The organism is Microlunatus sp. Gsoil 973 (assembly GCF_009707365.1).
Classification (GTDB): domain Bacteria; phylum Actinomycetota; class Actinomycetes; order Propionibacteriales; family Propionibacteriaceae; genus Microlunatus.
In genome coordinates this window covers 2552209-2570847 of record NZ_CP046122.1, presented here as the reverse complement: position 1 = coordinate 2570847, position 18639 = coordinate 2552209, and the positions used below count along the sequence as shown (strand labels likewise).

Annotated in this window: 22 protein-coding genes; 11 read left to right on the top strand and 11 right to left on the bottom strand. The window is 68.6% G+C overall.

The window, feature by feature from the left end:
* Nucleotides 1-137: 137 nt before the first annotated feature.
* The 3 genes from GJV80_RS12060 to map form a co-directional block, all read right to left on the bottom strand.
* Nucleotides 138-341 (bottom strand): cold-shock protein, encoded by a 204-nt coding sequence (locus tag GJV80_RS12060; RefSeq protein WP_154688108.1) that lies wholly within the window; start codon nucleotides 339-341, stop codon nucleotides 138-140.
* 101 nt (nucleotides 342-442) lie between these two features.
* Nucleotides 443-1534: an acyl-CoA desaturase gene (locus tag GJV80_RS12055; protein ID WP_154688107.1), complete on the bottom strand. Its 1092-nt coding sequence runs from the start codon at nucleotides 1532-1534 to the stop codon at nucleotides 443-445.
* A 130-nt stretch (nucleotides 1535-1664) separates the two neighbouring features.
* Nucleotides 1665-2513, bottom strand: coding sequence for a type I methionyl aminopeptidase (gene map, locus GJV80_RS12050; protein ID WP_154690221.1), 849 nt, complete (start codon nucleotides 2511-2513; stop codon nucleotides 1665-1667).
* A 90-nt stretch (nucleotides 2514-2603) separates the two neighbouring features.
* Here map and GJV80_RS12045 point away from each other — a divergent pair, with 90 nt between their 5' ends.
* The 3 genes from GJV80_RS12045 to GJV80_RS12035 all read left to right on the top strand — a co-directional run bounded on the left by GJV80_RS12045 (nucleotide 2604) and on the right by GJV80_RS12035 (nucleotide 3943).
* A complete protein-coding gene (locus GJV80_RS12045; RefSeq protein ID WP_154688106.1) occupies nucleotides 2604-2798 on the top strand; it encodes a hypothetical protein in 195 nt (64 codons plus the stop codon).
* A 111-nt stretch (nucleotides 2799-2909) separates the two neighbouring features.
* The gene (locus GJV80_RS12040; RefSeq protein ID WP_154688105.1) at nucleotides 2910-3413 is read left to right on the top strand and encodes a Fur family transcriptional regulator; all 504 of its coding nucleotides are present in this window, start codon (nucleotides 2910-2912) and stop codon (nucleotides 3411-3413) included.
* A gap of 146 nt (nucleotides 3414-3559) precedes the next feature.
* Nucleotides 3560-3943: a VOC family protein gene (locus GJV80_RS12035; protein WP_154688104.1), complete on the top strand. Its 384-nt coding sequence runs from the start codon at nucleotides 3560-3562 to the stop codon at nucleotides 3941-3943.
* On the opposite strand, the gene GJV80_RS12030 is transcribed toward GJV80_RS12035, so the two are convergent.
* The 3 genes from GJV80_RS12030 to GJV80_RS12020 form a co-directional block, all read right to left on the bottom strand.
* Nucleotides 3940-4623, bottom strand: a complete 684-nt coding sequence (locus GJV80_RS12030) for a helix-turn-helix domain-containing protein (protein WP_154688103.1) — start codon at nucleotides 4621-4623, stop codon at nucleotides 3940-3942. The genes GJV80_RS12035 and GJV80_RS12030 overlap by 4 nt on opposite strands.
* A complete protein-coding gene (locus GJV80_RS12025) occupies nucleotides 4623-5525 on the bottom strand; it encodes a DUF2510 domain-containing protein (RefSeq protein WP_154688102.1) in 903 nt (300 codons plus the stop codon). Before GJV80_RS12025 ends, GJV80_RS12030 begins: the two co-directional genes overlap by 1 nt.
* A gap of 72 nt (nucleotides 5526-5597) precedes the next feature.
* Entirely contained in the window at nucleotides 5598-6530 is a 933-nt protein-coding gene (locus GJV80_RS12020; protein WP_195908897.1) for a DUF2510 domain-containing protein, read from the bottom strand.
* A gap of 171 nt (nucleotides 6531-6701) precedes the next feature.
* Here GJV80_RS12020 and GJV80_RS12015 point away from each other — a divergent pair, with 171 nt between their 5' ends.
* Nucleotides 6702-7298: a hypothetical protein gene (locus GJV80_RS12015; RefSeq protein WP_154688100.1), complete on the top strand. Its 597-nt coding sequence runs from the start codon at nucleotides 6702-6704 to the stop codon at nucleotides 7296-7298.
* A 121-nt stretch (nucleotides 7299-7419) separates the two neighbouring features.
* The gene (gene arcC, locus GJV80_RS12010) at nucleotides 7420-8334 is read left to right on the top strand and encodes a carbamate kinase (protein ID WP_154690220.1); all 915 of its coding nucleotides are present in this window, start codon (nucleotides 7420-7422) and stop codon (nucleotides 8332-8334) included.
* 9 nt (nucleotides 8335-8343) lie between these two features.
* Here the strand turns inward: arcC and GJV80_RS25070 are convergent, their stop codons facing one another.
* The 5 genes from GJV80_RS25070 to GJV80_RS11985 all read right to left on the bottom strand — a co-directional run bounded on the left by GJV80_RS25070 (nucleotide 8344) and on the right by GJV80_RS11985 (nucleotide 11346).
* Entirely contained in the window at nucleotides 8344-8799 is a 456-nt protein-coding gene (locus GJV80_RS25070) for a hypothetical protein (protein ID WP_154688099.1), read from the bottom strand.
* A gap of 64 nt (nucleotides 8800-8863) precedes the next feature.
* Nucleotides 8864-9256 (bottom strand): DUF2510 domain-containing protein, encoded by a 393-nt coding sequence (locus GJV80_RS25065; RefSeq protein WP_154688098.1) that lies wholly within the window; start codon nucleotides 9254-9256, stop codon nucleotides 8864-8866.
* A gap of 30 nt (nucleotides 9257-9286) precedes the next feature.
* Nucleotides 9287-9601 carry a thiamine-binding protein gene (locus tag GJV80_RS11995; RefSeq protein WP_154688097.1) on the bottom strand — a complete coding sequence of 105 codons (315 nt, stop codon included), beginning with the start codon at nucleotides 9599-9601 and terminating at the stop codon, nucleotides 9287-9289.
* Nucleotides 9602-9605: 4 nt separating this feature from the next.
* A complete protein-coding gene (locus GJV80_RS11990) occupies nucleotides 9606-10523 on the bottom strand; it encodes an endo-beta-N-acetylglucosaminidase H (RefSeq protein WP_230207608.1) in 918 nt (305 codons plus the stop codon).
* A gap of 64 nt (nucleotides 10524-10587) precedes the next feature.
* Nucleotides 10588-11346, bottom strand: coding sequence for an IclR family transcriptional regulator (locus GJV80_RS11985; protein WP_154688096.1), 759 nt, complete (start codon nucleotides 11344-11346; stop codon nucleotides 10588-10590).
* 101 nt (nucleotides 11347-11447) lie between these two features.
* Between GJV80_RS11985 and hutH the strand changes: the two genes are divergently transcribed.
* The 6 genes from hutH to GJV80_RS11955 are packed head-to-tail and all read left to right on the top strand — an operon-like array spanning nucleotide 11448 to nucleotide 18587.
* A complete protein-coding gene (hutH, locus tag GJV80_RS11980; RefSeq protein WP_154688095.1) occupies nucleotides 11448-12989 on the top strand; it encodes a histidine ammonia-lyase in 1542 nt (513 codons plus the stop codon).
* 26 nt (nucleotides 12990-13015) lie between these two features.
* On the top strand, nucleotides 13016-14686 hold the full coding sequence (locus tag GJV80_RS11975; RefSeq protein ID WP_154688094.1) for a urocanate hydratase: 1671 nt from the start codon (nucleotides 13016-13018) through the stop codon (nucleotides 14684-14686).
* On the top strand, nucleotides 14683-15996 hold the full coding sequence (locus GJV80_RS11970; RefSeq protein WP_154688093.1) for a formimidoylglutamate deiminase: 1314 nt from the start codon (nucleotides 14683-14685) through the stop codon (nucleotides 15994-15996). Before GJV80_RS11975 ends, GJV80_RS11970 begins: the two co-directional genes overlap by 4 nt.
* A 57-nt stretch (nucleotides 15997-16053) precedes the next feature.
* Entirely contained in the window at nucleotides 16054-17154 is a 1101-nt protein-coding gene (gene hutI / locus GJV80_RS11965; RefSeq protein WP_230207607.1) for an imidazolonepropionase, read from the top strand.
* A gap of 10 nt (nucleotides 17155-17164) precedes the next feature.
* Nucleotides 17165-17944 (top strand): ATP-binding cassette domain-containing protein, encoded by a 780-nt coding sequence (locus GJV80_RS11960; protein WP_154688092.1) that lies wholly within the window; start codon nucleotides 17165-17167, stop codon nucleotides 17942-17944.
* Nucleotides 17931-18587: a hypothetical protein gene (locus tag GJV80_RS11955; RefSeq protein WP_154688091.1), complete on the top strand. Its 657-nt coding sequence runs from the start codon at nucleotides 17931-17933 to the stop codon at nucleotides 18585-18587. The genes GJV80_RS11960 and GJV80_RS11955 overlap by 14 nt, the downstream gene beginning before the upstream one ends.
* Nucleotides 18588-18639 lie beyond the last annotated feature (52 nt).

Genomic DNA, 18639 nt, shown 5'->3' with positions numbered 1-18639 from the left:
ACGCGGGCCTCCGGCGTCGAGCGCCCGGCCGGTAACGCAGAGACGGCCCTGACCGGAGTGGTCAGGGCCGCGCTGCAGTACCGGGTCGATCAGCACAGGCTGATCAGATTCAGCCTGGGATGATCAGTCGGTGAAGATCAGAGGGGACGGATGTTCGAGGCCTGCGGGCCCTTCTGACCCTGGGTGATCTCGAACTCGACCTGCTGGTTCTCGTCCAGCGACCGGAAGCCGCTGCCGGCGATCTCGGAGAAGTGGGCGAAGACGTCCTTGCTACCGTCGTCGGGAGTGATGAAGCCGTACCCCTTCTCGGAGTTGAACCACTTCACAGTGCCTTGAGCCATGCTCGTATTCCTTAACTATCTGGTGCCCGTGTCGGGTCACCGGTCGGTAGCGCCTGTGTGGCGCCGTACATGATCACCGGCGGGGTTGCCGACGACCAAGATCATTCTCTCCCCAGCCTTGCGGCCACGGGGCAGGCGAACGGGTCCCGGGCGGACAGCCCGACATCGTTCAGATAGGTGACGACGGTCCGGTAGGAGCGGAGCAACGACATCTCGGTGTACGGGACGCCCTCCTGCTCACAGTGTGCCCGGACCAGCCGGCGGGTCGCGGCGAGGTGTGGCCGGGCCATTGACGGGAAGAGATGGTGCTCGACCTGGTAATTCAGCCCGCCCATCAGGATCGTCGGCCAGACCCGGCCGCGGATGTTCCGGGAGGTACGGACCTGTCGGCTGAGGAAGTCCAGCTTCACGTCGCTCGGCACGATCGGCATGCCCTTGTGGTTGACGGCGAACGACGAGCCCATGTAGAGGCCGAAGATCGCGAATTGCACGCCGAGGAACGCGAAGGCCATGCCGAACGGCAGGACCCAGAAAACCGCGGCGAGATAGAGCGCGAAGCGTCCGAAGATCAGCGCCAGCTCGAAGACCCGTTCCTTGGTCGGCCGTACGGTGACCAGCGACCGGATCGAGGCCAGGTGCAGGTTCAGACCCTCCAGCAACAGCAGCGGGAAGAAGAAGTAGCCCTGCTTGGTGGCGATCGCCGAGCGCCAGCCGGTCCGGGTCGCCGCCTCCTCGGAGTAGAAGCTGATCGCCGGCTCCTCGATGTCAGGATCCTTACCGATGCGGTTCGGGTTCGCGTGATGTCGGGAGTGCTTGTTCATCCACCACGAGTAGCTCATCCCGACCACACCGTTGCCGAGCAGCCGGCCGACCCGGTCGTTGGCCGGCCCCGAGGTGAAGATGGCCCGGTGGGCGGCCTCGTGGGACAGGAAGGCGAACTGGGTGAAGATGATCCCCAGAGCGCCGGCGATGAGCAACTGCAGCCAGGAATGTCCCAGCAGCACGAAGCCGGCGATGGCGCCGCCAAGAGCCAGCACGAGGCCGGCGAAGAGCAGGCTGTAGAAGGTCGGTGTCCGGCGCAGCAGATTGCGCTCACGAACCTGCCGGGACAGCTGGGTGTAGGAATTGGTTTCCGGCTGGCGGGCGAGTCGTCGGGTCGCACGCGCAGCAGCGGACAGATCAAGAATTGTCATTCTCAGCACCTCTGCCGATCACCGAGCGGTGATCGATGTTTCCAGGTGCTGATCGACAGAACCTTGTAGTTACCTAGGAAGCGTAGTCGTTGCGGCTGCCCTGAACAAACGCGCGCCGACCGCGGGTCTGTCAGGGAACTGTGAGGATTTCTGCTCCGCTGTCGGTGACCACAATGGTGTGTTCGAACTGGGCGCATCGGGAGCCGTCGGCGGTCACCACGGTCCACCCGTCGTCCCACTGTTGCCAGCCGTACCCGCCGGTGGTGATCATCGGCTCGACGGTGAAGGTCATGCCCCGCTCGATCACCGTGTCGAAGGACGGTTCGTCGTAGTGCGGGATGACCAGGCCGGAGTGGAAGGCGGTGTGCACGCCGTGTCCGGTGTAGTCCCGGACCGAGCTGTAGCCGAAGCGTGCGGCGTACTTCTCGATCACCCTGCCGATGACATTGACCTGGCGACCCGGTTTGACCGCTCTGATGCCTCGCATCATCGCCTCGTGGGTGACCTCGGTCAGTCGGACGGCCTCCTGGTCGACCTCGCCGCAGAAGTAGGTCGCGCAGTTGTCGCCGTGCACGCCGTCGACGTAGGCCGTCAGATCGATCTTGACGATGTCGCCGTCCTCCAGCGGCCTGGTGTCGGGGATCCCGTGGCAGATCACCTCGTTGACGGAGGTGCACAGCGACTTGGGGAAGCCGCGATAGCCGAGCGTCGACGGATAGGCGTGATGATCCAGGAGGAACTCATGCCCGACCCGGTCGATCTCGTCGGTGGTCACGCCCGGCGCGATCGCCTCGGCGGCAGCCCGCATCGCCTGCGCCGCGATCCGGCCGGCGATCCGCATCTTCTCGATCGTCTCGACCGACTGGACGTGCGGCCCGCCGTAAGGGGCGGGGCCCGATCCTCCGACGTAGTCCGGCCGCGGGATGTCCTTCGGAACGGTCCGCCACGGTGTGATCGGGTACGGCGTGATCGGGGTCATGACGGGCTTCACGGGCCCGATCCTATGCGGATCGGATGCGCGCTAGGGTCCCAGTGACCCACCAGCTTCAGTGAGCCGAGGAGCATGACGATGGCGGACGAACAAGGCATGTGGTACTACTGCCTGGACCACAAGACGGTCGAACCCAAGGACGGTTGCCGATCGATCAACCGGTTCGGTCCGTACGCCACCCGTGAGGAAGCTCAACACGCCCTGGAGAAGGTCGCCGAACGCAACGAGCAGTGGGACGAAGAGGATCGTGAGTGGGACGAGCCGCGCTCGTGAAGGCTGCTGGGAAGTTCGTGCCGGGTAGTCACAGCAGCAACTTCCCAGTTGTCGATCAGCATCACCCGCGAGTTCTTTGAATGATTCCAGAAACAATGATTCAATCGGGGTATGGGCACGATCACCGGAGCGGTGGAAGAGACCATTGCCTCACCGGACTGGCGGCAACGACTCCGATCGGCCGGCCTGCGGGTGACTCAGCCACGGCTGGCGGTACTGGAAGTTGTCCGCCAGAACTCCCACCTCGCCGCTGACCAGGTGTCGGACCGGGTGCGGGAACGGATTGGGACCGTGTCCACCCAGGCGGTCTACGACGCGTTGAACACCCTCACCGAGCATCAGATCCTGCGCAAGGTTGAGCCGGCCGGCTCGGCCATGCTGTTCGAGATCAACGCGGGCGACAACCACCACCACATCGTCTGCCGACGGTGCGGCGCGATCGCCGACGTGGAATGCAGCGTCGGATCGATACCGTGCGCCGTACCCCAGCAGACCCACGGATTCCTGATCGACGAGGCAGAGGTCACCTATTGGGGGCTGTGCGCCGACTGTGCTGCTGGACGAGGACGGCGTAGCGTGGAGGGCGAGGCCGCGCGGGACGTCGCGCACGCCTGACGGCGGCCGCCGAGCCGCGGATGCCCGCCCCACCCCCGAGGGGCGGGCATTCGCTTGTCCGCATGTCGATGTCGGCGTGTCGATGTCCGCGTGTCGATGTCCGATTCCTTCAAGATCGTTGCCGCGCCGCGGAATACCGTCGGGGCATGACTGTCACGCTCAAGGCTGTCGGGATCGTTTCCGAATCGATCCCCGCCTCCGTTGCCTTCTACCGACTGCTCGGCATCACCGCCGACGACCCCGGCGACCAGCCGCACGCCGAGGCCGAGGTCGGCGGTCTCCGGGTCATGTGGGACTCGGTCGCTGCCATGGCTGAGATCGATCCCACCTGGACCCGGCCCAGCGGCGGGCAGCCGATGACTCTTGCCTTCCAATGCGCGTCACCGGAGGAGGTCGACCAGACCTACGCGCGAGTCGTCGCGGCAGGACACGGCAGCCACCGGGAACCCTGGGACGCGTTCTGGGGCCAGCGTTACGCCGTCGTCGTCGACCCGGACGGCAATCACGTCGACCTGTACGCGGCCACCTAGCCCGCCAAGATCACCCGCTCACCGAAGCTGCGCCCGGTCAGCGCCCGGCAGTCCCGGATCAGATGAGCCTGGTCGGAGTAGCCGGCGCGGGCGGCGATCATCGCCGCTGGCCGGCCGGATTCGGCCAGCGCGAACGCCCGTTGGAGCCGCAGGATCCGGCGCAGCATCGCCGGTCCGTAACCGAAGTACTGCAGGCCGTGCCGGTGCAGTTGCCGTTCGCCGAGGCCGATCCGACGGCCGATCTCGGCCACCGGCAACCCGGAACTGATCATCGCCAACAGTTCGGGCGTGCGGCGGTCCTGATCATGCTCGGCGATCAGGTCGGCCGCGTACTCCTCGAGTACCCGGCCGGGATGGTCGGACCGGGCGAACCGGTCGCGGACCCGATCGGCGACCCGAGGGCCGACCAGGTCCGCCAACCGAACCCGACGATCACGAAGCTCGACCGCCGGTACGCCGAGCAGCGCGGGCAGCGTGCCGGAGCGGAACCGGATGCCGACATAGGCCCGCCCGTCGCCGTGCACCGGATGGGCGATGGTGTCCGGGCCGGCGACCATGATCGTGTCGTCCATCCACAGCAGGTCCATGCAGCCGTCGGGCAACACCTCTCCCGGGCCGGAACTGTCCTGCCGCCAGACCACGGCACCCGGCACCATCGACGCGCGTTCGCGGTAGGCCATCAGCCGCCGACCTCCAGATCGGCCAGCATCCTCCCATCAAGGGCAGTCCGGTCGGTGTCGCCCAGCGGCACCATCCCGCACCACATCGAGTACGCATCGGACCGGCCGTCGTCGACCGCGAGGAAGGTGAGCTGGTCACCGGCGACCTGCAGCCCCGGAGTGTCGTCGTAGACGTTCCAGGTGAGGATCCAGGCGTCGTGCCCGTCGATCGTGATCGGCTCGTCACGGATCGGCTTGTGCCCGACGAGGTTCAGGTACCAGGCCGAATGGATGGCACACTCCATGGACGAGTGGGCCGCCTTGCGGACGGTGGAGAATTCAGCAGTACGTTGCAGCTCGCCGACCGCGAAGATCGACTGCCAGCCGGGCTCGGTGGTCTGGCTGATCCCCTGGGTGTCCGACATCCAGCTCAGCATGTATTCCGGTACCGGCGTCGAGTAGCCGGCGGCCCGGGGCATCGACAGTCGCCCGCCGTGTACCCGGCCGTCCACCGGGTGGGGTGCGCGCTCGTCGGGGTCCCCGCCCGGGCAGGTCTGCCGGCGCTGGGGGATGGTCGTGGCCTGGGCGGGGCCCGGACCGGGCGGGCCGGCCAGCGGGCTGCGGTCGTCCCAGGCGCTCACGCTGGCACCCGGACCGGGAGGCGCGTCCAGGGCCTGCGGGTCGCCGGCCCTGCGGATGATCATGACCGTACTGACCACGACGACGACCAATGCCAATGCGGCCAGGCCGAAGGCGGCACCGCCGTAATGCCGGTTCTCGTCGCCGGATTGTTGCCGGAGCCTACCGGGGGAGCCGGGCGGCGGATCGGCCGGGTCGATCGACGTCTCCTCCGACCAGGAGGCGCCGTCCCAGTACCGGTACCGGTTCGGCTGTCCGCCGGGATCCGGATACCAGCCGGTCATCGACCCCTCCCGTTCGCGCTCGGTGCGTCAAACCTCGGAACCCGACAGTAGTGCGGCAGGCCAAGTCAGGGGTCAATCCACCCGGATCCCTGCGATGGTGCTGTCGAGGACCGCGAGCCGGTCATGATCACCGATCGGTATGAATCCCGCGAAGAAGGACAGTTCGCCGGACCTCCCGGTGTTCAGCACGATCACTTCGACGACGTCACCCTCGGCCCGGACGTCGGGATTGTCGACACGGACCTCGGAGCGCAGTGCCCACCCCCTGTGGCCGTCGACGGTCACCGCCCTGGCGAACCGATCGGTCCTGCCGGTGAAGTAGCGGTAGTAGGCCGAGCTGGCGATGCACTGCATCAGGCCGTCGGCGGACTGCTTCGGGCTGCGGAATCCGTCGTCGGCGTGCACGGCGCCGACCGCGACCATCGCCAGCCAGTGCGGCTCAACCCATTCGTCGGCGCCGGCGACGTCGTAGGCCCACGTCATCTGTTGGGCGTAGTCGTCGTCGCGATCCCAGTCGCCACCGGGCTGGGTGATGGACAGGTCACCGCCGTGGATCCGCCCGTCGGTCGGGTGCTGCCGGGCGTCCCACGGATCCCCCTGGGCACAGGCCACCTGGCCACGGGGCAGGCCGGACGGACTGGGCGACTGAGTCGGCGGTGGAGTCGGACTCGGCGTCGGGTCGGCCGTGGGCAGCGGGCTCGAGTCGTTCCAGCCGGACACGCTCGGGGCCGGAGGATTCGGGTCGGTGAGCACGTCCGGCCGGCGTGAGCGGATGACCAGCAGGCTGATCAGGGCAATCACCAGCAGCACGGCGACTCCCGCGATGACCAACGGCAGGCGACTGGTGATCTTGCCCGACGTCCCTTGTGATGCCGGTCCCGGACGCACGCTCGGCGGCGGCGACTGGGGATCGGAGGTGGTCTCGGCCGACCAGCGGGATCCGTCCCAGTAGCGGTAGCGCCCGGCCGCACCACCCGGGTCGGGATACCAGCCGCGCTCTGCCACGCAGGAAACCCTAGATGACCGGGGCGTCAGATCCGGTCGTCGGCAGGCCGAGGCCTGCACACAGGATTCGACCCGGTCCGGAGCCGGAATCCGATGCAGCCCGGTAGTTGACTTGCCAGCTGCCGGTTTTCGACGCATGCTGGCCGAAACGCGTGCTTCCGGGAGAGTCCGATGCCTGACTCGACGTCACAACAGCAAGCCGCTGTAGCCTGGCGGATCTTCTTCGAGCGCACCCGGGTGCTGCTGTGGCCGCGTCAGGTGCCCACCCATCCGCCGACCCCGCGCCTGACACCGGAGGATGACCGGCTGCGGCGACTCGACCGCACCCGCGATCTTCTGGAGCAGACCCGATCGTCGTTGGTTCAGCACGGTTGGATCACCGGAGCCTGGTTCGGAGTCACCAGCCCGGGCGCCGTCGGCCCCCGGCGGGCCACACCGGCGGAGGCATTCAGGCTGCTGCACGCCCCATCGAAGGTCGCGGCCGGCTGTCTGGTCGGGACGATCCTGCAGCTGGTCGAGAACCAGGACACCGCACCGTCGATCGCCGACGCCTGGTCCTGCGTCGATGAGCTCTACGAGGCGATGCACGAACAGCTGGGCCACGGCTCGGCCTCGGTCGGCCGGATCTATTCCCATGACCAGCGCCGGGCGCACCTGCGGGCGCTGACGTCGTGGAACGACGAACCCGAGCGAAGGGTCGAGGATGTCCTGGAACTCCTCGACCGTGCGATATCCCGGACGATCGTCGGCGCCTGCGTGCCCGGCTGACCGGCGGCTGCCCGACACCGCGAGCTCGATCTTTCCTGGTTTGGCCGCGGCGGGAGGATCGTCTGCCTAGGATCCATCCCACCTTCAACGGGACAACGAGTCTCGACAAGGAGGAGTGGTGGTGCGCATCGTCGTCGCTCTGGGTGGCAACGCCCTGCTGAAACGCGGCCAGCCGATGACAGCCGACAACCAGCGGGGGAACGTCCGCGCCGCGGCGCCGGGACTGGCCGCGCTCGTCCGCGCACACCAGCTGGTGCTGTCCCACGGCAATGGACCCCAGGTCGGATTGCTGGCGTTGCAGGCCGCGGCCTACACCGACGTCGAACCGTTCCCGCTGGACATGCTCGGCGCCCAGACCGAGGGCATGATCGGCTATGTCCTGGAGCAGGAGTTGGGCAACGTGATGCCCCCGGAGGTACCGCTGGCGACAATCCTGACCATGGTCGAGGTGAGCCCGTCGGATCCCGCTTTCGGCAACCCGACCAAGTTCGTCGGCCCGGTCTATGACCGGGCGACCGCCGACGCCATGGCCGTGGCCAAGGGATGGGTGTTCGGGCCGGACGGCGACCGGTGGCGACGGGTGGTGCCGTCCCCCGAACCGCTGCGCATCTTCGAGATCCGTCCGATCCGATGGTTGCTGGACCAGGGTGTTGTGGTGATCTGCGCCGGCGGTGGCGGGGTGCCGACGATGTTCGCCTCCGGCGGTGGCAACACCCTCCAAGGAGTTGAGGCGGTGATCGACAAGGACCTGGCCAGTGAACTGCTCGCCCGGGAGATCGACGCCGACATGTTCGTCATGGCGACCGACGTCGACGCGGTCTACAGCGGCTGGGGCACCCCGCGGCAGCAGGCGCTGACCAAGGTGACGCCGACCGAGCTTCGCGGCGGCAGCTATCCCGCCGGTTCCATGGGCCCGAAGGTCGAGGCGGCGTGCAGGTTCGTCGAGGCCACCGGCGGGCGCGCCGCCATCGGCGCGCTCACCGAGATCACCGAGATCGTCGAGGGTACGGCGGGAACCCAGGTCTCGCCGGGCTGAGCGGACCGGTCAGTCCACCCGCAGTGTCCCTACGGTGGCGTCCAGCGTGCGGATCCGGGGCTTGTCGCCGATCGGAGCACACCCCCAGAAGAAGGACATCGACCCGGCCGCACCGGTGTCGATCACCCGCAACTCGAGGATGTCGCCGTCGGCCTCGACCTGGGGATCGTCGACCCGGATCTCTCCGCGGATCCGCCAGCCGGGGTGGTCGGTGAGGGTGATCGGCTCCGATTCCAGCTGCCGCTGACCGGTGATGTTCCGGTAGTAGGCCGACGTTGCGATGCACTGCAGGATCTGCTCCGCGGAGCGGCGCGGGCCGACGAAACCGTCGGCACGGGTGATCGCCCCGGCCGACAGTGACGCAACCCATTCCACTTCGACGCGCTGATCGATCAGCTCGACGTCGTGAGCGAAACTCAGTCCACTGCCGTTGGTCGGCCGCCGCTGCCACTGCCCAGGCGGCATCGCGAAGGACAGCCGCCCCCCGTGGACCCGGTTGTCGTGGGGATGTGACCGGCGGTCCAGCGGGTCACCGCGTGGGCACTCGACCGGTGAGGTGCTGGGTGAGCCTGCCGGCGTGGACGGCCCGGCGGTCGGCAGTGGACGCGAGTCGTCCCAACCGGAAACGCTCGGCGCCGGTGGGTTCGGATCCACCAGCGCTCCCGACCGTTGGGCGCGGAAGACCACCACGCCGACAGCCACGACGATCAACGCCATGACCAGGGCAGCGATCAGCAGGGGGGCGCGGCCGGCACCGCGCCGGCTGCGTTCCGGTCCCGGCTGGGCGCCGGTCGCCGGCCATACCTGAGGAGCCGGTGATGCCGGGGTCGGTGCTGGTCTCAGCCGACCACCGCGCACCGTCCCAGTAGCGGTAGCGACCCGGCTCACCGCTCGGATCGGGATACCAGCCGCCCTCTGCCACCCGGAAACCCTAGAGGACCGGGGCGTCAGGTCAGGTCGTCGGCGGGGCAGCGGCCAGGTGGTTCTCGACGCGCTCGACCTTGGCCTGCAGCTGGCCGGTGTAGCCGGGCCGGATGTCGGCCTTGAGCACAAGGCTGACCCTGGGTGAGATGGCGGTCATCGCGTCGACGGCCTGCTTGACAACGGCCATCACCTCGTCCCACTCGCCCTCGATGTTGGTGAACATGGCGTTGGTCTCGTTGGGCAGGCCGGACGCGCGGACGATCCGTACGACCTCGGCCACCGCCTCGGAGACCGAACCGGTCTCGTCCGCGGTCCCCGGGGAGATGCTGAAGGCGATGATCATGGCGTCAGCCTAGATAGACGGCTGCGCTGCCGTGCAGCGCCCGGGTGAACGAGGACAGGTATTCGTGCGAGTCGTCGTCCGGCAGGTTGTAGGTCAGGTAGACGCCGTATCCCGTGTGGCGGGTCCGCTCGGCCAGCGCGAAGGCCGTCGACGTCGCCGTCGAGTTGATCGCGATTGCGGCGGGTCCGAGTTCGGCCTTGGTCAGCCCCGGTACGTCGGGGACCATCCAGGATCCGTAGTAGGGGTTCCAGCTGTAGTCGATCAGGTCGCCGACATTGACGCCGTCGTAGCTCAGCGTGGTCGAGGCCGGGCCGATGTCGTACAGCGAAATGATCTTGTCCGGCATCATCCGGCGCAGCGCCGAGACCAGGTGGACGAAGGAGTACGGGTTGGGCTGCGGGGTGTTGTTGGTCCCGTAGTCGGCGTACTCATCGTCGAAGTCGATGCCGTCCAGGCCGTACTGATCGACCACGTCGGCGAGTTGCCGCGCGAACTCGGTCGCGGCCGCCTGGTCGGTGAGGTTGGCGAACCCGATGCCCTGGTGATTGCCGAGGATCGACAGCAGGACCTTGATGCCCTTGGCCTGCAGCGGCCGGATCTGGTTGGCGGCGTCGTCCAGCGTCGCCTGGACCTGCGGATTGCAGAACAACTGCGCCTGCCGACCACCGCTCCCGGCGTTGATGTTGGCGGCGAAGATGATGCCGATGTCGAAGACATTGGCGCCGGTGGTGGCCAACGCGTACTGTCCGACGCTGGCCAGGTGGTAGTTGTTCACCTCGACGTAGACCGGAGTGATCGGCGGCGTGCGGAGGTTCGGCGCAGCGTGTGCCGGCAGCGGCGACACCGCCCCAGCGGCCACCGCCGCGCCACCAGCGGCAATGCCGGAATTGATCAACAACGAACGGCGCGACATGCGGCCCATGGGTTCTCCTCTTCGAGTGCGTCCCCCGAGCACGTTGGTGAGGACAAACTAGACCTGATCCGATTCAGTGGCCACCAAGGCGATGGGTCAGCGCGTCCGCCGCAGTGATCACCGCCGCCACGAGTTCCTCGTGATCGGCAGCACCGAGGACCTCACGCGGATAGGTCACGGCGATGCCGGCGACCGGATGGCCGGTGTGTTCGCGCACCGCCGCGCCGACCGACGAGAGGCCGGGAGTGATCAGGTCGTCCTCGGTCGCGTATCCCCGGCGACGTACCGTCGACAACTCCGCCCGCAACGAGGTCAGCGAACGGGGTCCGCCACCGTGCCGCACCACGAAATCCTCCGGCGAGCTGAACAACGCACGTACCTGCCGATGAGGCAGGGCTGCCAGGACGGCCAGCCCGGAGGCGGTCAGCTGGGCCGGCAACCGGACGCCGACATCGGTCACCAGCGATGGCCGACCGGGCGCGCGTTCCTCGATCACATAGAGCACATCGGTGCCGTGCAGCACCACCAGGTGCCCGGTGTGGGTGGTGACGTCGACCAACTGCCGCAGCACCGGGCGCGCCAGGCGCTGCAGCGGTGCCTGCCGGGAATAGGCGGATCCGAGCTCGTAGGCGGCAACGCCGAGCCCCCAGCGCCGGTCGTCCTCGAGATGGCTGACGAAGCCGGCCTCGCTGAGCACGGCGAGCAGGTGATATGTCGACGAGCGGGGCAGGCCGAGTTCCCGCGCGATGGTCGCGGCGGGCAGCGGGTCGGCGTGGCGACCGAGGAGTTGCAGCACGGCCAGCGCCTGTGCCGCCGCCGGTGCGTTGGCCATCCGACCATTGTGCCGCCGACGCCCGGACTTGTCTCGGATCCGAGACAGCTAACGGTCGCCGGGTCTGCCGCACCGGGGTTGCCCGGAACTTCAATGGCGGTATGTCGGAGATCATCATCGGCGCCGGCCGGCTCTCCTTCGACGACGTGGCGGTGGTTGCCCGCGAGTACGCCCCGGTACGGATCGACGAGGCGGCCCGGCGGGCCATGGCCGCCAGTCGGGCCGTCGTGGAATCGCTGGCCGGTGACCCGGTCCCGCACTATGGGGTGTCGACGGGTTTCGGTGCCTTGGCCACCCGGCACATTCCCGCCGATCGCCGCGTACAGTTGCAGCGCAGTCTGATCAGGTCACACGCGGCGGGATCCGGACCGGAGGTCGAGACCGAAGTGGTCCGCGCCCTGATGCTGTTGCGGCTGCGCACCTTGTGCACCGGTCGGACCGGTGTCCGCCCGCTGATCGCCGACCGCTACGCGGACCTGCTCAACGCCGGGCTGACCCCGCTGGTGCACGAGTACGGATCACTGGGATGCTCCGGTGATCTTGCTCCGCTGGCCCACTGCGCCCTGGCGATCACCGGCGATGGCGCGCTGCGTAACACCGACGGAGAGCTGCTCGATGCCCGCACCGCCCTCGAGTTGTACGACATCGAACCCGTGCAACTCGCCGAGAAGGAGGGTCTTGCGCTGATCAACGGCACTGACGGCATGCTCGGCATGTTGATCCTGGCCGTTGCCGACCTGCGCCGGTTGTTGATCACCGCCGATGTCGCGGCCGCGATGAGTGTCGAGGGTCTGCTCGGCACCGACGACGTCTTCGCCGATGATCTTCAGCGGCTGCGCCCCCACCCCGGCCAGGCGGCCAGCGCCGGCAATCTGCGCCGGATGCTGGCAGACAGCCCGATCCGGGATTCCCATCGTGACCCCGGCGCGTGCACCCGGGTGCAAGACGCGTACTCGCTGCGTTGCGCGCCGCAGGTACACGGCGCGGCCCGGGACACGCTGGACCATTCCGCTGCCGTGGCCTCGCGGGAGTTGGAGGCGGCGATCGACAACCCGGTGATCACCGTCGACGGCCGCGTGGAGTCCAACGGCAACTTCCACGGCGCCCCGCTCGGCTACGTCCTGGACTTCCTGGCGATCGCGGCGGCCGACGTTGCCGGGATGAGCGAGCGCCGTACCGACCGGTTCCTCGACGTCGCCCGCAACAACGGCCTGCCCGCCTTCCTGGCCGACGATCCCGGCGTCGACTCCGGACACATGATCGCCCAGTACACCCAGGCCGCGGTCGTCGCCGAGCTGAAGCGCCTGGCGGTACCCGCCTCGGTCGACTCGATCCCGAGCAGCGCGATGCAGGAGGACCACGTGTCGATGGGCTGGTCGGCGGCCCGCAAGCTGCGCCGCTCGATCGACGGCCTCACCCGGGTGCTGGCGATCGAACTGCTGACCGCAGCCCGTGGCATCGAACTGCGCGCCCCGCTGCGGTCGGCGCCGGCGACCGGCGCGGTGATCGCGGCGCTGCGGGAACGGGTCGGCGGCCCCGGACCGGACAGGTTCCTGGCACCGGAGATCGAGCGGGCCAGAGAATTCGTCCGGTCCGGCGGTCCGGTCCGGGCCGCCGAGATCGTCATCGGCGAACTCAACTGACACCGCACACCAGCCAAGGAGTGATCATGGAAGGCGCACGCCAGGTCCGCAGCCCTCGCGGTTCCACGCTGACCGCACGGTCCTGGAGCACCGAGGCACCGCTGCGGATGCTGCAGAACAATCTTGATCCCGAGGTGGCCGAGCGACCGGATGATCTTGTGGTGTACGGCGGCACCGGCCGCGCCGCCCGGGACTGGCGGTCCTTCGACGCGATGGTCAGGACCCTGACAACGTTGGGTCCGGAAGAGACCATGATCGTCCAGTCCGGCCGGCCGGTCGGAGTGTTGCAGACCCACGAGTGGGCGCCCCGGGTGCTGATCGCCAACTCCAACCTGGTCGCCGACTGGGCGACCTGGCCCGAGTTCCGCCGACTGGAACGGCTCGGCCTGACGATGTACGGCCAGATGACCGCCGGATCCTGGATCTACATCGGCACCCAAGGGATCGTCCAGGGGACGTACGAGACCTTCGCCGCCGTTGCGGAGAAGAGGTTCGGCGGTACCTTGGCCGGCACGCTGACCCTGACCGGGGGCTGCGGCGGCATGGGTGGTGCGCAGCCGCTCGCGGTGACCCTGAACGGTGGCGCCTGCCTGATCGTGGATGTGGACCCCTCCCGGTTGCAACGCCGGGCGCATCACCGCTACCTGGACGAGATCGCTGATGATCTTGACAGCGCGGTCGACGTGGCGTTGCGCGCCAAACAGGACCATCGGGCCTGGTCGGTCGGCGTGGTCGGCAACGCCGCATCGATCTTCCCCGAACTGGTGCGGCGCGGCGTCGAGATCGACATCGTCACCGACCAGACCAGCGCCCACGATCCGCTCAGCTACCTGCCCGAGGACGTCGGCCTGGACGACTGGCACGACTATGCCGAAACCAAGCCGGAGGAGTTCACCGAACGGGCCCGTGCCTCGATGGCCAAACAGGTCCGCGCGATGGTGGAGTTCGGTGATCATGGTGCGGAGGTCTTCGACTACGGCAACTCCATCCGGGACGAGGCACGCAAGGCCGGTTACGACCGGGCCTTCGACTTTCCCGGATTCGTCCCCGCCTACATCCGGCCGCTGTTCTGCGAGGGCAGGGGACCCTTCCGCTGGGTTGCGCTGTCCGGTGATCCGGCCGACATCGCGGTCACCGACAGGGCCGTTCTCGACCTGTTCCCCGACAACCGAAGACTGCACACCTGGATCACTGGCGCCCAGCGGCGGATCGCCTTCCAGGGACTGCCCGCACGGATCTGCTGGTTGGGTCAGGGCGAACGCGACAAGGCCGGGCTGGCCTTCAACGATCTTGTCGCCTCCGGGAAGATCACTGCGCCGATCGTGATCGGTCGTGATCATCTGGACACCGGCTCGGTGGCCTCTCCGTATCGCGAGACCGAGGGCATGATCGACGGCTCCGACGCGATCGCCGACTGGCCGCTGCTGAACGCCCTGGTCAACACCGCCTCCGGGGCCACCTGGGTGTCGATCCACCACGGTGGGGGAGTCGGCATCGGCCGCTCCCAACACGCCGGGCAGGTGACGGTCGCCGACGGCACGCCGTTGGCGGCACAGAAACTCGCCCGGGTGCTGACCAACGACCCGGCGATGGGCATCATCCGGCATGTCGACGCGGGCTACGACCTGGCCGAGGACACCGCGGCGGCCCAGGACATCCGGATCCCGATGCAGGAGGGGTGGGCGGCGACCAGATGACGCGCTACTGGTCGGCGTACGCGAAGCTGCCGGACGGGATCGCGACGAATGTCCTCCTGGAGGAGACGGCCGGTCGCTGGAGCAGGGTCACCGCCGACACCGATCCCGGCGATGCGCACCGGCTGCCCGGAGTCGCGATGCCGGGTTTCGCCAACTGCCACAGCCACGCCTTCCACCGGGCCCTGCGTGCCAGGGCACAGGACGGACGGAGTTTCTGGGCCTGGCGCCATGCGATGTACGCGGTCGCCGGCCGGCTCGATCCGGATAGCTACCTGGCCTTGGCCCGTGCGACCTTCGCCGAGATGGCACTCGCCGGAATCACCACAGTCGGGGAGTTCCACTACCTGCATCATGATCGCGACGGGAAGCATTACGCCGACCCCAACGCGATGGCCCAGGCGCTCCGCCAGGCCGCCTGCGAAGCCGGCGTGCGACTGACGCTGCTCGACACCTGCTACCTCAGTGGCGGGCTTGACGCCCGCGGCCACACGCCGTTGCAGGGTGTGCAACGCCGGTTCGGCGACCGGGACGCCGACGGCTGGGCCGCCCGGTTCGCCGATCTTGTCGCGGACGACAACCTCCGGATCGGCGCCGCGATCCACTCGATCCGTGCCGTCCCTGCGGATCTGTTCGCAGTGGTCATCGACGGTGTCGCTGATCGGCCGCTGCACCTCCACCTGTCCGAACAACCGGCCGAGAACGACGCGTGTACCGCCTACTACGGCCGGACCCCTACGGAACTGGTGTCCGATCATGGCGTACTCGGGCCGCGGACCACGGCCGTCCATGCAACCCACCTGACCGAGAGCGACATCGCCCTGCTCGGCGCGACCGGTACGACCTGCTGCCTGTGTCCCACCACGGAGCGGGACCTCGCGGACGGCATCGGACCTTCCCGCGCACTGGCCGCCGCCGGCTCACCGCTCAGCCTCGGCACCGACCAGCACGCGATGATCGACCCGTTCGCGGAGATGCGTGCGGTCGAGCTGGACCAGCGTCTGGCGACCGGCCGTCGAGGATGCTTCACGCCGGAACAGTTGATCATGATGGGCACCCGTCACGACAGCCTCGGCTGGCCGGACGCCGGTCTGCTGGCCGTCGGCTCCCGGGCGGACCTGGTCGCGGTCACCACCGACTCGGTGCGCACCGCGGGCGGATCCCCCGACCAGGTGATCTTCGCCGCCGCAGCTGCCGATGTGCGAACCGTGATCATCGATGGCCGGGTCGTCGTCGATGATCATCGACATCGGCTCGGCGACGTCGCCCGGATGCTGGACGATGCGATCTCATCGTTGTTGGAGGAGTCGTGACCAGCACTGTGGTCACCGGCATAGGTCAGCTGGTCACCAACGAACCGGCCATCGATCATGCCGAGGGGGGAACTGGCGGTGATCACCGACGGTGCGGTGATCATCGAGGATGATCGACTCCGCTGGGTCGGGCCTGCCGGGCGGGCGCCGGAGGCCGACCAGGCGGTCGACGTCGGCGGCCGTTGTGTGCTGCCGGGCTTCGTCGACAGCCACACCCATCTGGTCTTCGCCGGTGACCGCGCGAACGAGTTCGCGGCCCGGATGGCCGGTCAGCCCTACGACGGCGGTGGCATCGCCGCCACGGTGGCCGCGACCCGAGCGGCCTCCGACGACGAACTTCGGGTACGCGTCCGGGCGCGGCTTGCCGAGGCCAGACGCCAGGGGACGACGACGGTGGAGATCAAGAGCGGCTATGGGCTGACCGTCGCCGACGAGGAACGGATCTTGCGGATCGCCGCCGAATCCACCGATGAGGTGACCTTCCTCGGGGCCCACGTCGTACCACCGCACACCGACCGCGCCGACTACCTGGAGTTGATCACCGGGGAGATGCTCGAGGCGTGCCGGCCGTACGCACGGTGGATAGACGTGTTCTGCGAACCGCACAGTCCGCATGCCTTCACCGAGGACGAAGGGCGCCGGATCCTGCAGGCCGGGATCAAGGCCGGACTGACCCCGCGCGTCCACGGCAACCAACTGGGCCCCGGCCCCGGGGTCCGGCTTGCCGTCGAGTCGGGCGCCGCGAGTGTTGATCACTGCACCTGGCTGACCGAGGACGACGTCGCAGCCCTTGCCGACAGCGAGACGGTGGCGACCCTGCTGCCCGGGGTGGAGTTCTCCACGCGGTCGCCGTACCCGGACGTTCGCCGGCTGATCGACGCCGGGGTCTGCGTCGCCCTGGCCACCGACTGCAATCCCGGCACCTGCTACTCCACATCGATGCCATTCGTCGTCGCGCTGGCCGTCAGGGAACTGCGGATGACGGTCGAGGAGGCGATCCGTGCAGCCACCCTGGGATCGGCACGATCCCTGCGTCGCAACGACATCGGGCGGATCGCTATCGGCTGCCGGAGCGATCTCGCCGTCCTCGACGCCCCGGATTACCGGCACCTGGCCTATCGGGCAGGCGTGCCGATCGCTGCCACCCTGACCTACTAGCCTGGCATCCGTGCGCGATCGATCCGGGGACCTGCTGCTGCGGGAGGTGTCGAAGCGTTACCGGCGACGCCTGGTCCTTGACCAGGTCAGTGTCCGGCTGCCCCGGGGCAGTCGGACGGCCGTGCTGGGGAGCAACGGGTCGGGAAAGTCAACCCTGCTGCGCATCCTCGCAGGCGTGTCGGTGCCGACCTCCGGAACGGTGACCGGAATTCCGTCCCGGGTCGGCTACCTTCCGGCGGCGTTCGCGCCGCCGCCGTTGATGCGCGCCGTCGACTATCTCGGGCACCTCGGCCGGATCCGCGGGCTGACTCCGGCGGCGGCCCGGCACCGGTCGGCCGACCTGCTCGAACTGGTTGATCTTGCCCCTGCCCCCAGCGCGAGGCTCGGCGCGCTGAGCACGGGCAATCTGCGCAAGGTCGGCATCGCCCAGGCCTTCCTCTCCGATTCCGACCTGATCGTGCTCGACGAGCCGCGGGCCGGACTGGACGACAGCGGTGGACCGGTTCTTGATCAACTCGTCCGTTCGGTGACCGCGGCAGGGTCGACCGTGATCATCGCCGACCACGAGGCCGGCGGCAACGGCTACGACCAGCGGCTGAGCCTGAGCTCCGGCCGGCTGGCGCCGGTCGAGCCGGCGAGCCGGGCGGAGGCGAGTTATCGCATCGACGCAGTGGGCCGGGCCGGTCGGCGCACCTTCGAGGTGGCCGACGCGGACCGCGACCGGCTGCTGGCCGATCTGCTGGCCGCCGGCTGGTCGATCATCGGAGTGCGGGCCGATGCGCACGATTAGCGTGATGGTCTACACCGCGGCACGATGCGCACCGTTCCTGTCATGGCCGCCGGTCTGGGTGACGTTCCTGTTGATCATCTCCATCGGGTACGTGTCCGGCGCGCCGGCCGTCGACTCGCTGAACATCGGCGCGGCGGTGCTGGTGCCGATCGCCACCTGGATGGCCATCGCGACCTTCCGGGGAGAGGATCCGGTGCAGGCCGGGACCCACGCGCTGCACTACGGCGGCACCGCCGGCTACCGGTTGATGCTGTCGGCCACCTCCTTCGTCGCCTCGATCGCGCCGCTGCCGTTGTCCCTGGGCTATGCCTGGCTGCGGGCGCCGTCGGCACCGGACACGCCGATGGTGATCATGGCCCTGCTGACCCAACTGGCCGCGGCGGCCACCGGGACGGCCATCGGATCCTGGCTGACCAGGCCATTGGTGGAACGGCAGTCGACGGTGTTCGTCCTCGGCCTGGCGATCAGCATCGGGATGGTCGCGGTCCCGAGGATCCCTCCGGTCCGGCTGCTCACCGACGTGATCACCGTGTCGGCCGACCACGGACATCTGCCGCAGACCGTTGTGGTCCTTGTCCTCACCCTGGCGGCGGCCGGGTCGGCCTGTTGGGCTGCCGGCCTACAGTCCCGGCGCCTGACCTGATGGCGCCGGACCCGGACATGCCGACCTGACCGCATCGGCCGGCCGGGCCGGC

Bases quoted from the DNA above. Each gene is read 5' to 3' on its own strand.
- GJV80_RS12060 (WP_154688108.1), bottom strand. From the start codon at position 341: ATGGCTCAAGGCACTGTGAAGTGGTTCAACTCCGAGAAGGGGTACGGC.
- GJV80_RS12055 (WP_154688107.1), bottom strand. From the start codon at position 1,534: ATGACAATTCTTGATCTGTCCGCTGCTGCGCGTGCGACCCGACGACTC.
- map (WP_154690221.1), bottom strand. From the start codon at position 2,513: ATGACCCCGATCACGCCGTACCCGATCACACCGTGGCGGACCGTTCCG.
- GJV80_RS12045 (WP_154688106.1), top strand. From the start codon at position 2,604: ATGGCGGACGAACAAGGCATGTGGTACTACTGCCTGGACCACAAGACG.
- GJV80_RS12040 (WP_154688105.1), top strand. From the start codon at position 2,910: ATGGGCACGATCACCGGAGCGGTGGAAGAGACCATTGCCTCACCGGAC.
- GJV80_RS12035 (WP_154688104.1), top strand. From the start codon at position 3,560: ATGACTGTCACGCTCAAGGCTGTCGGGATCGTTTCCGAATCGATCCCC.
- GJV80_RS12030 (WP_154688103.1), bottom strand. From the start codon at position 4,623: ATGGCCTACCGCGAACGCGCGTCGATGGTGCCGGGTGCCGTGGTCTGG.
- GJV80_RS12025 (WP_154688102.1), bottom strand. From the start codon at position 5,525: ATGACCGGCTGGTATCCGGATCCCGGCGGACAGCCGAACCGGTACCGG.
- GJV80_RS12015 (WP_154688100.1), top strand. From the start codon at position 6,702: ATGCCTGACTCGACGTCACAACAGCAAGCCGCTGTAGCCTGGCGGATC.
- GJV80_RS25070 (WP_154688099.1), bottom strand. From the start codon at position 8,799: ATGCCGCCTGGGCAGTGGCAGCGGCGGCCGACCAACGGCAGTGGACTG.
- GJV80_RS11995 (WP_154688097.1), bottom strand. From the start codon at position 9,601: ATGATCATCGCCTTCAGCATCTCCCCGGGGACCGCGGACGAGACCGGT.
- GJV80_RS11990 (WP_230207608.1), bottom strand. From the start codon at position 10,523: ATGGGCCGCATGTCGCGCCGTTCGTTGTTGATCAATTCCGGCATTGCC.
- GJV80_RS11985 (WP_154688096.1), bottom strand. From the start codon at position 11,346: ATGGCCAACGCACCGGCGGCGGCACAGGCGCTGGCCGTGCTGCAACTC.
- hutH (WP_154688095.1), top strand. From the start codon at position 11,448: ATGTCGGAGATCATCATCGGCGCCGGCCGGCTCTCCTTCGACGACGTG.
- GJV80_RS11975 (WP_154688094.1), top strand. From the start codon at position 13,016: ATGGAAGGCGCACGCCAGGTCCGCAGCCCTCGCGGTTCCACGCTGACC.
- GJV80_RS11970 (WP_154688093.1), top strand. From the start codon at position 14,683: ATGACGCGCTACTGGTCGGCGTACGCGAAGCTGCCGGACGGGATCGCG.
- hutI (WP_230207607.1), top strand. From the start codon at position 16,054: ATGCCGAGGGGGGAACTGGCGGTGATCACCGACGGTGCGGTGATCATC.
- GJV80_RS11955 (WP_154688091.1), top strand. From the start codon at position 17,931: ATGCGCACGATTAGCGTGATGGTCTACACCGCGGCACGATGCGCACCG.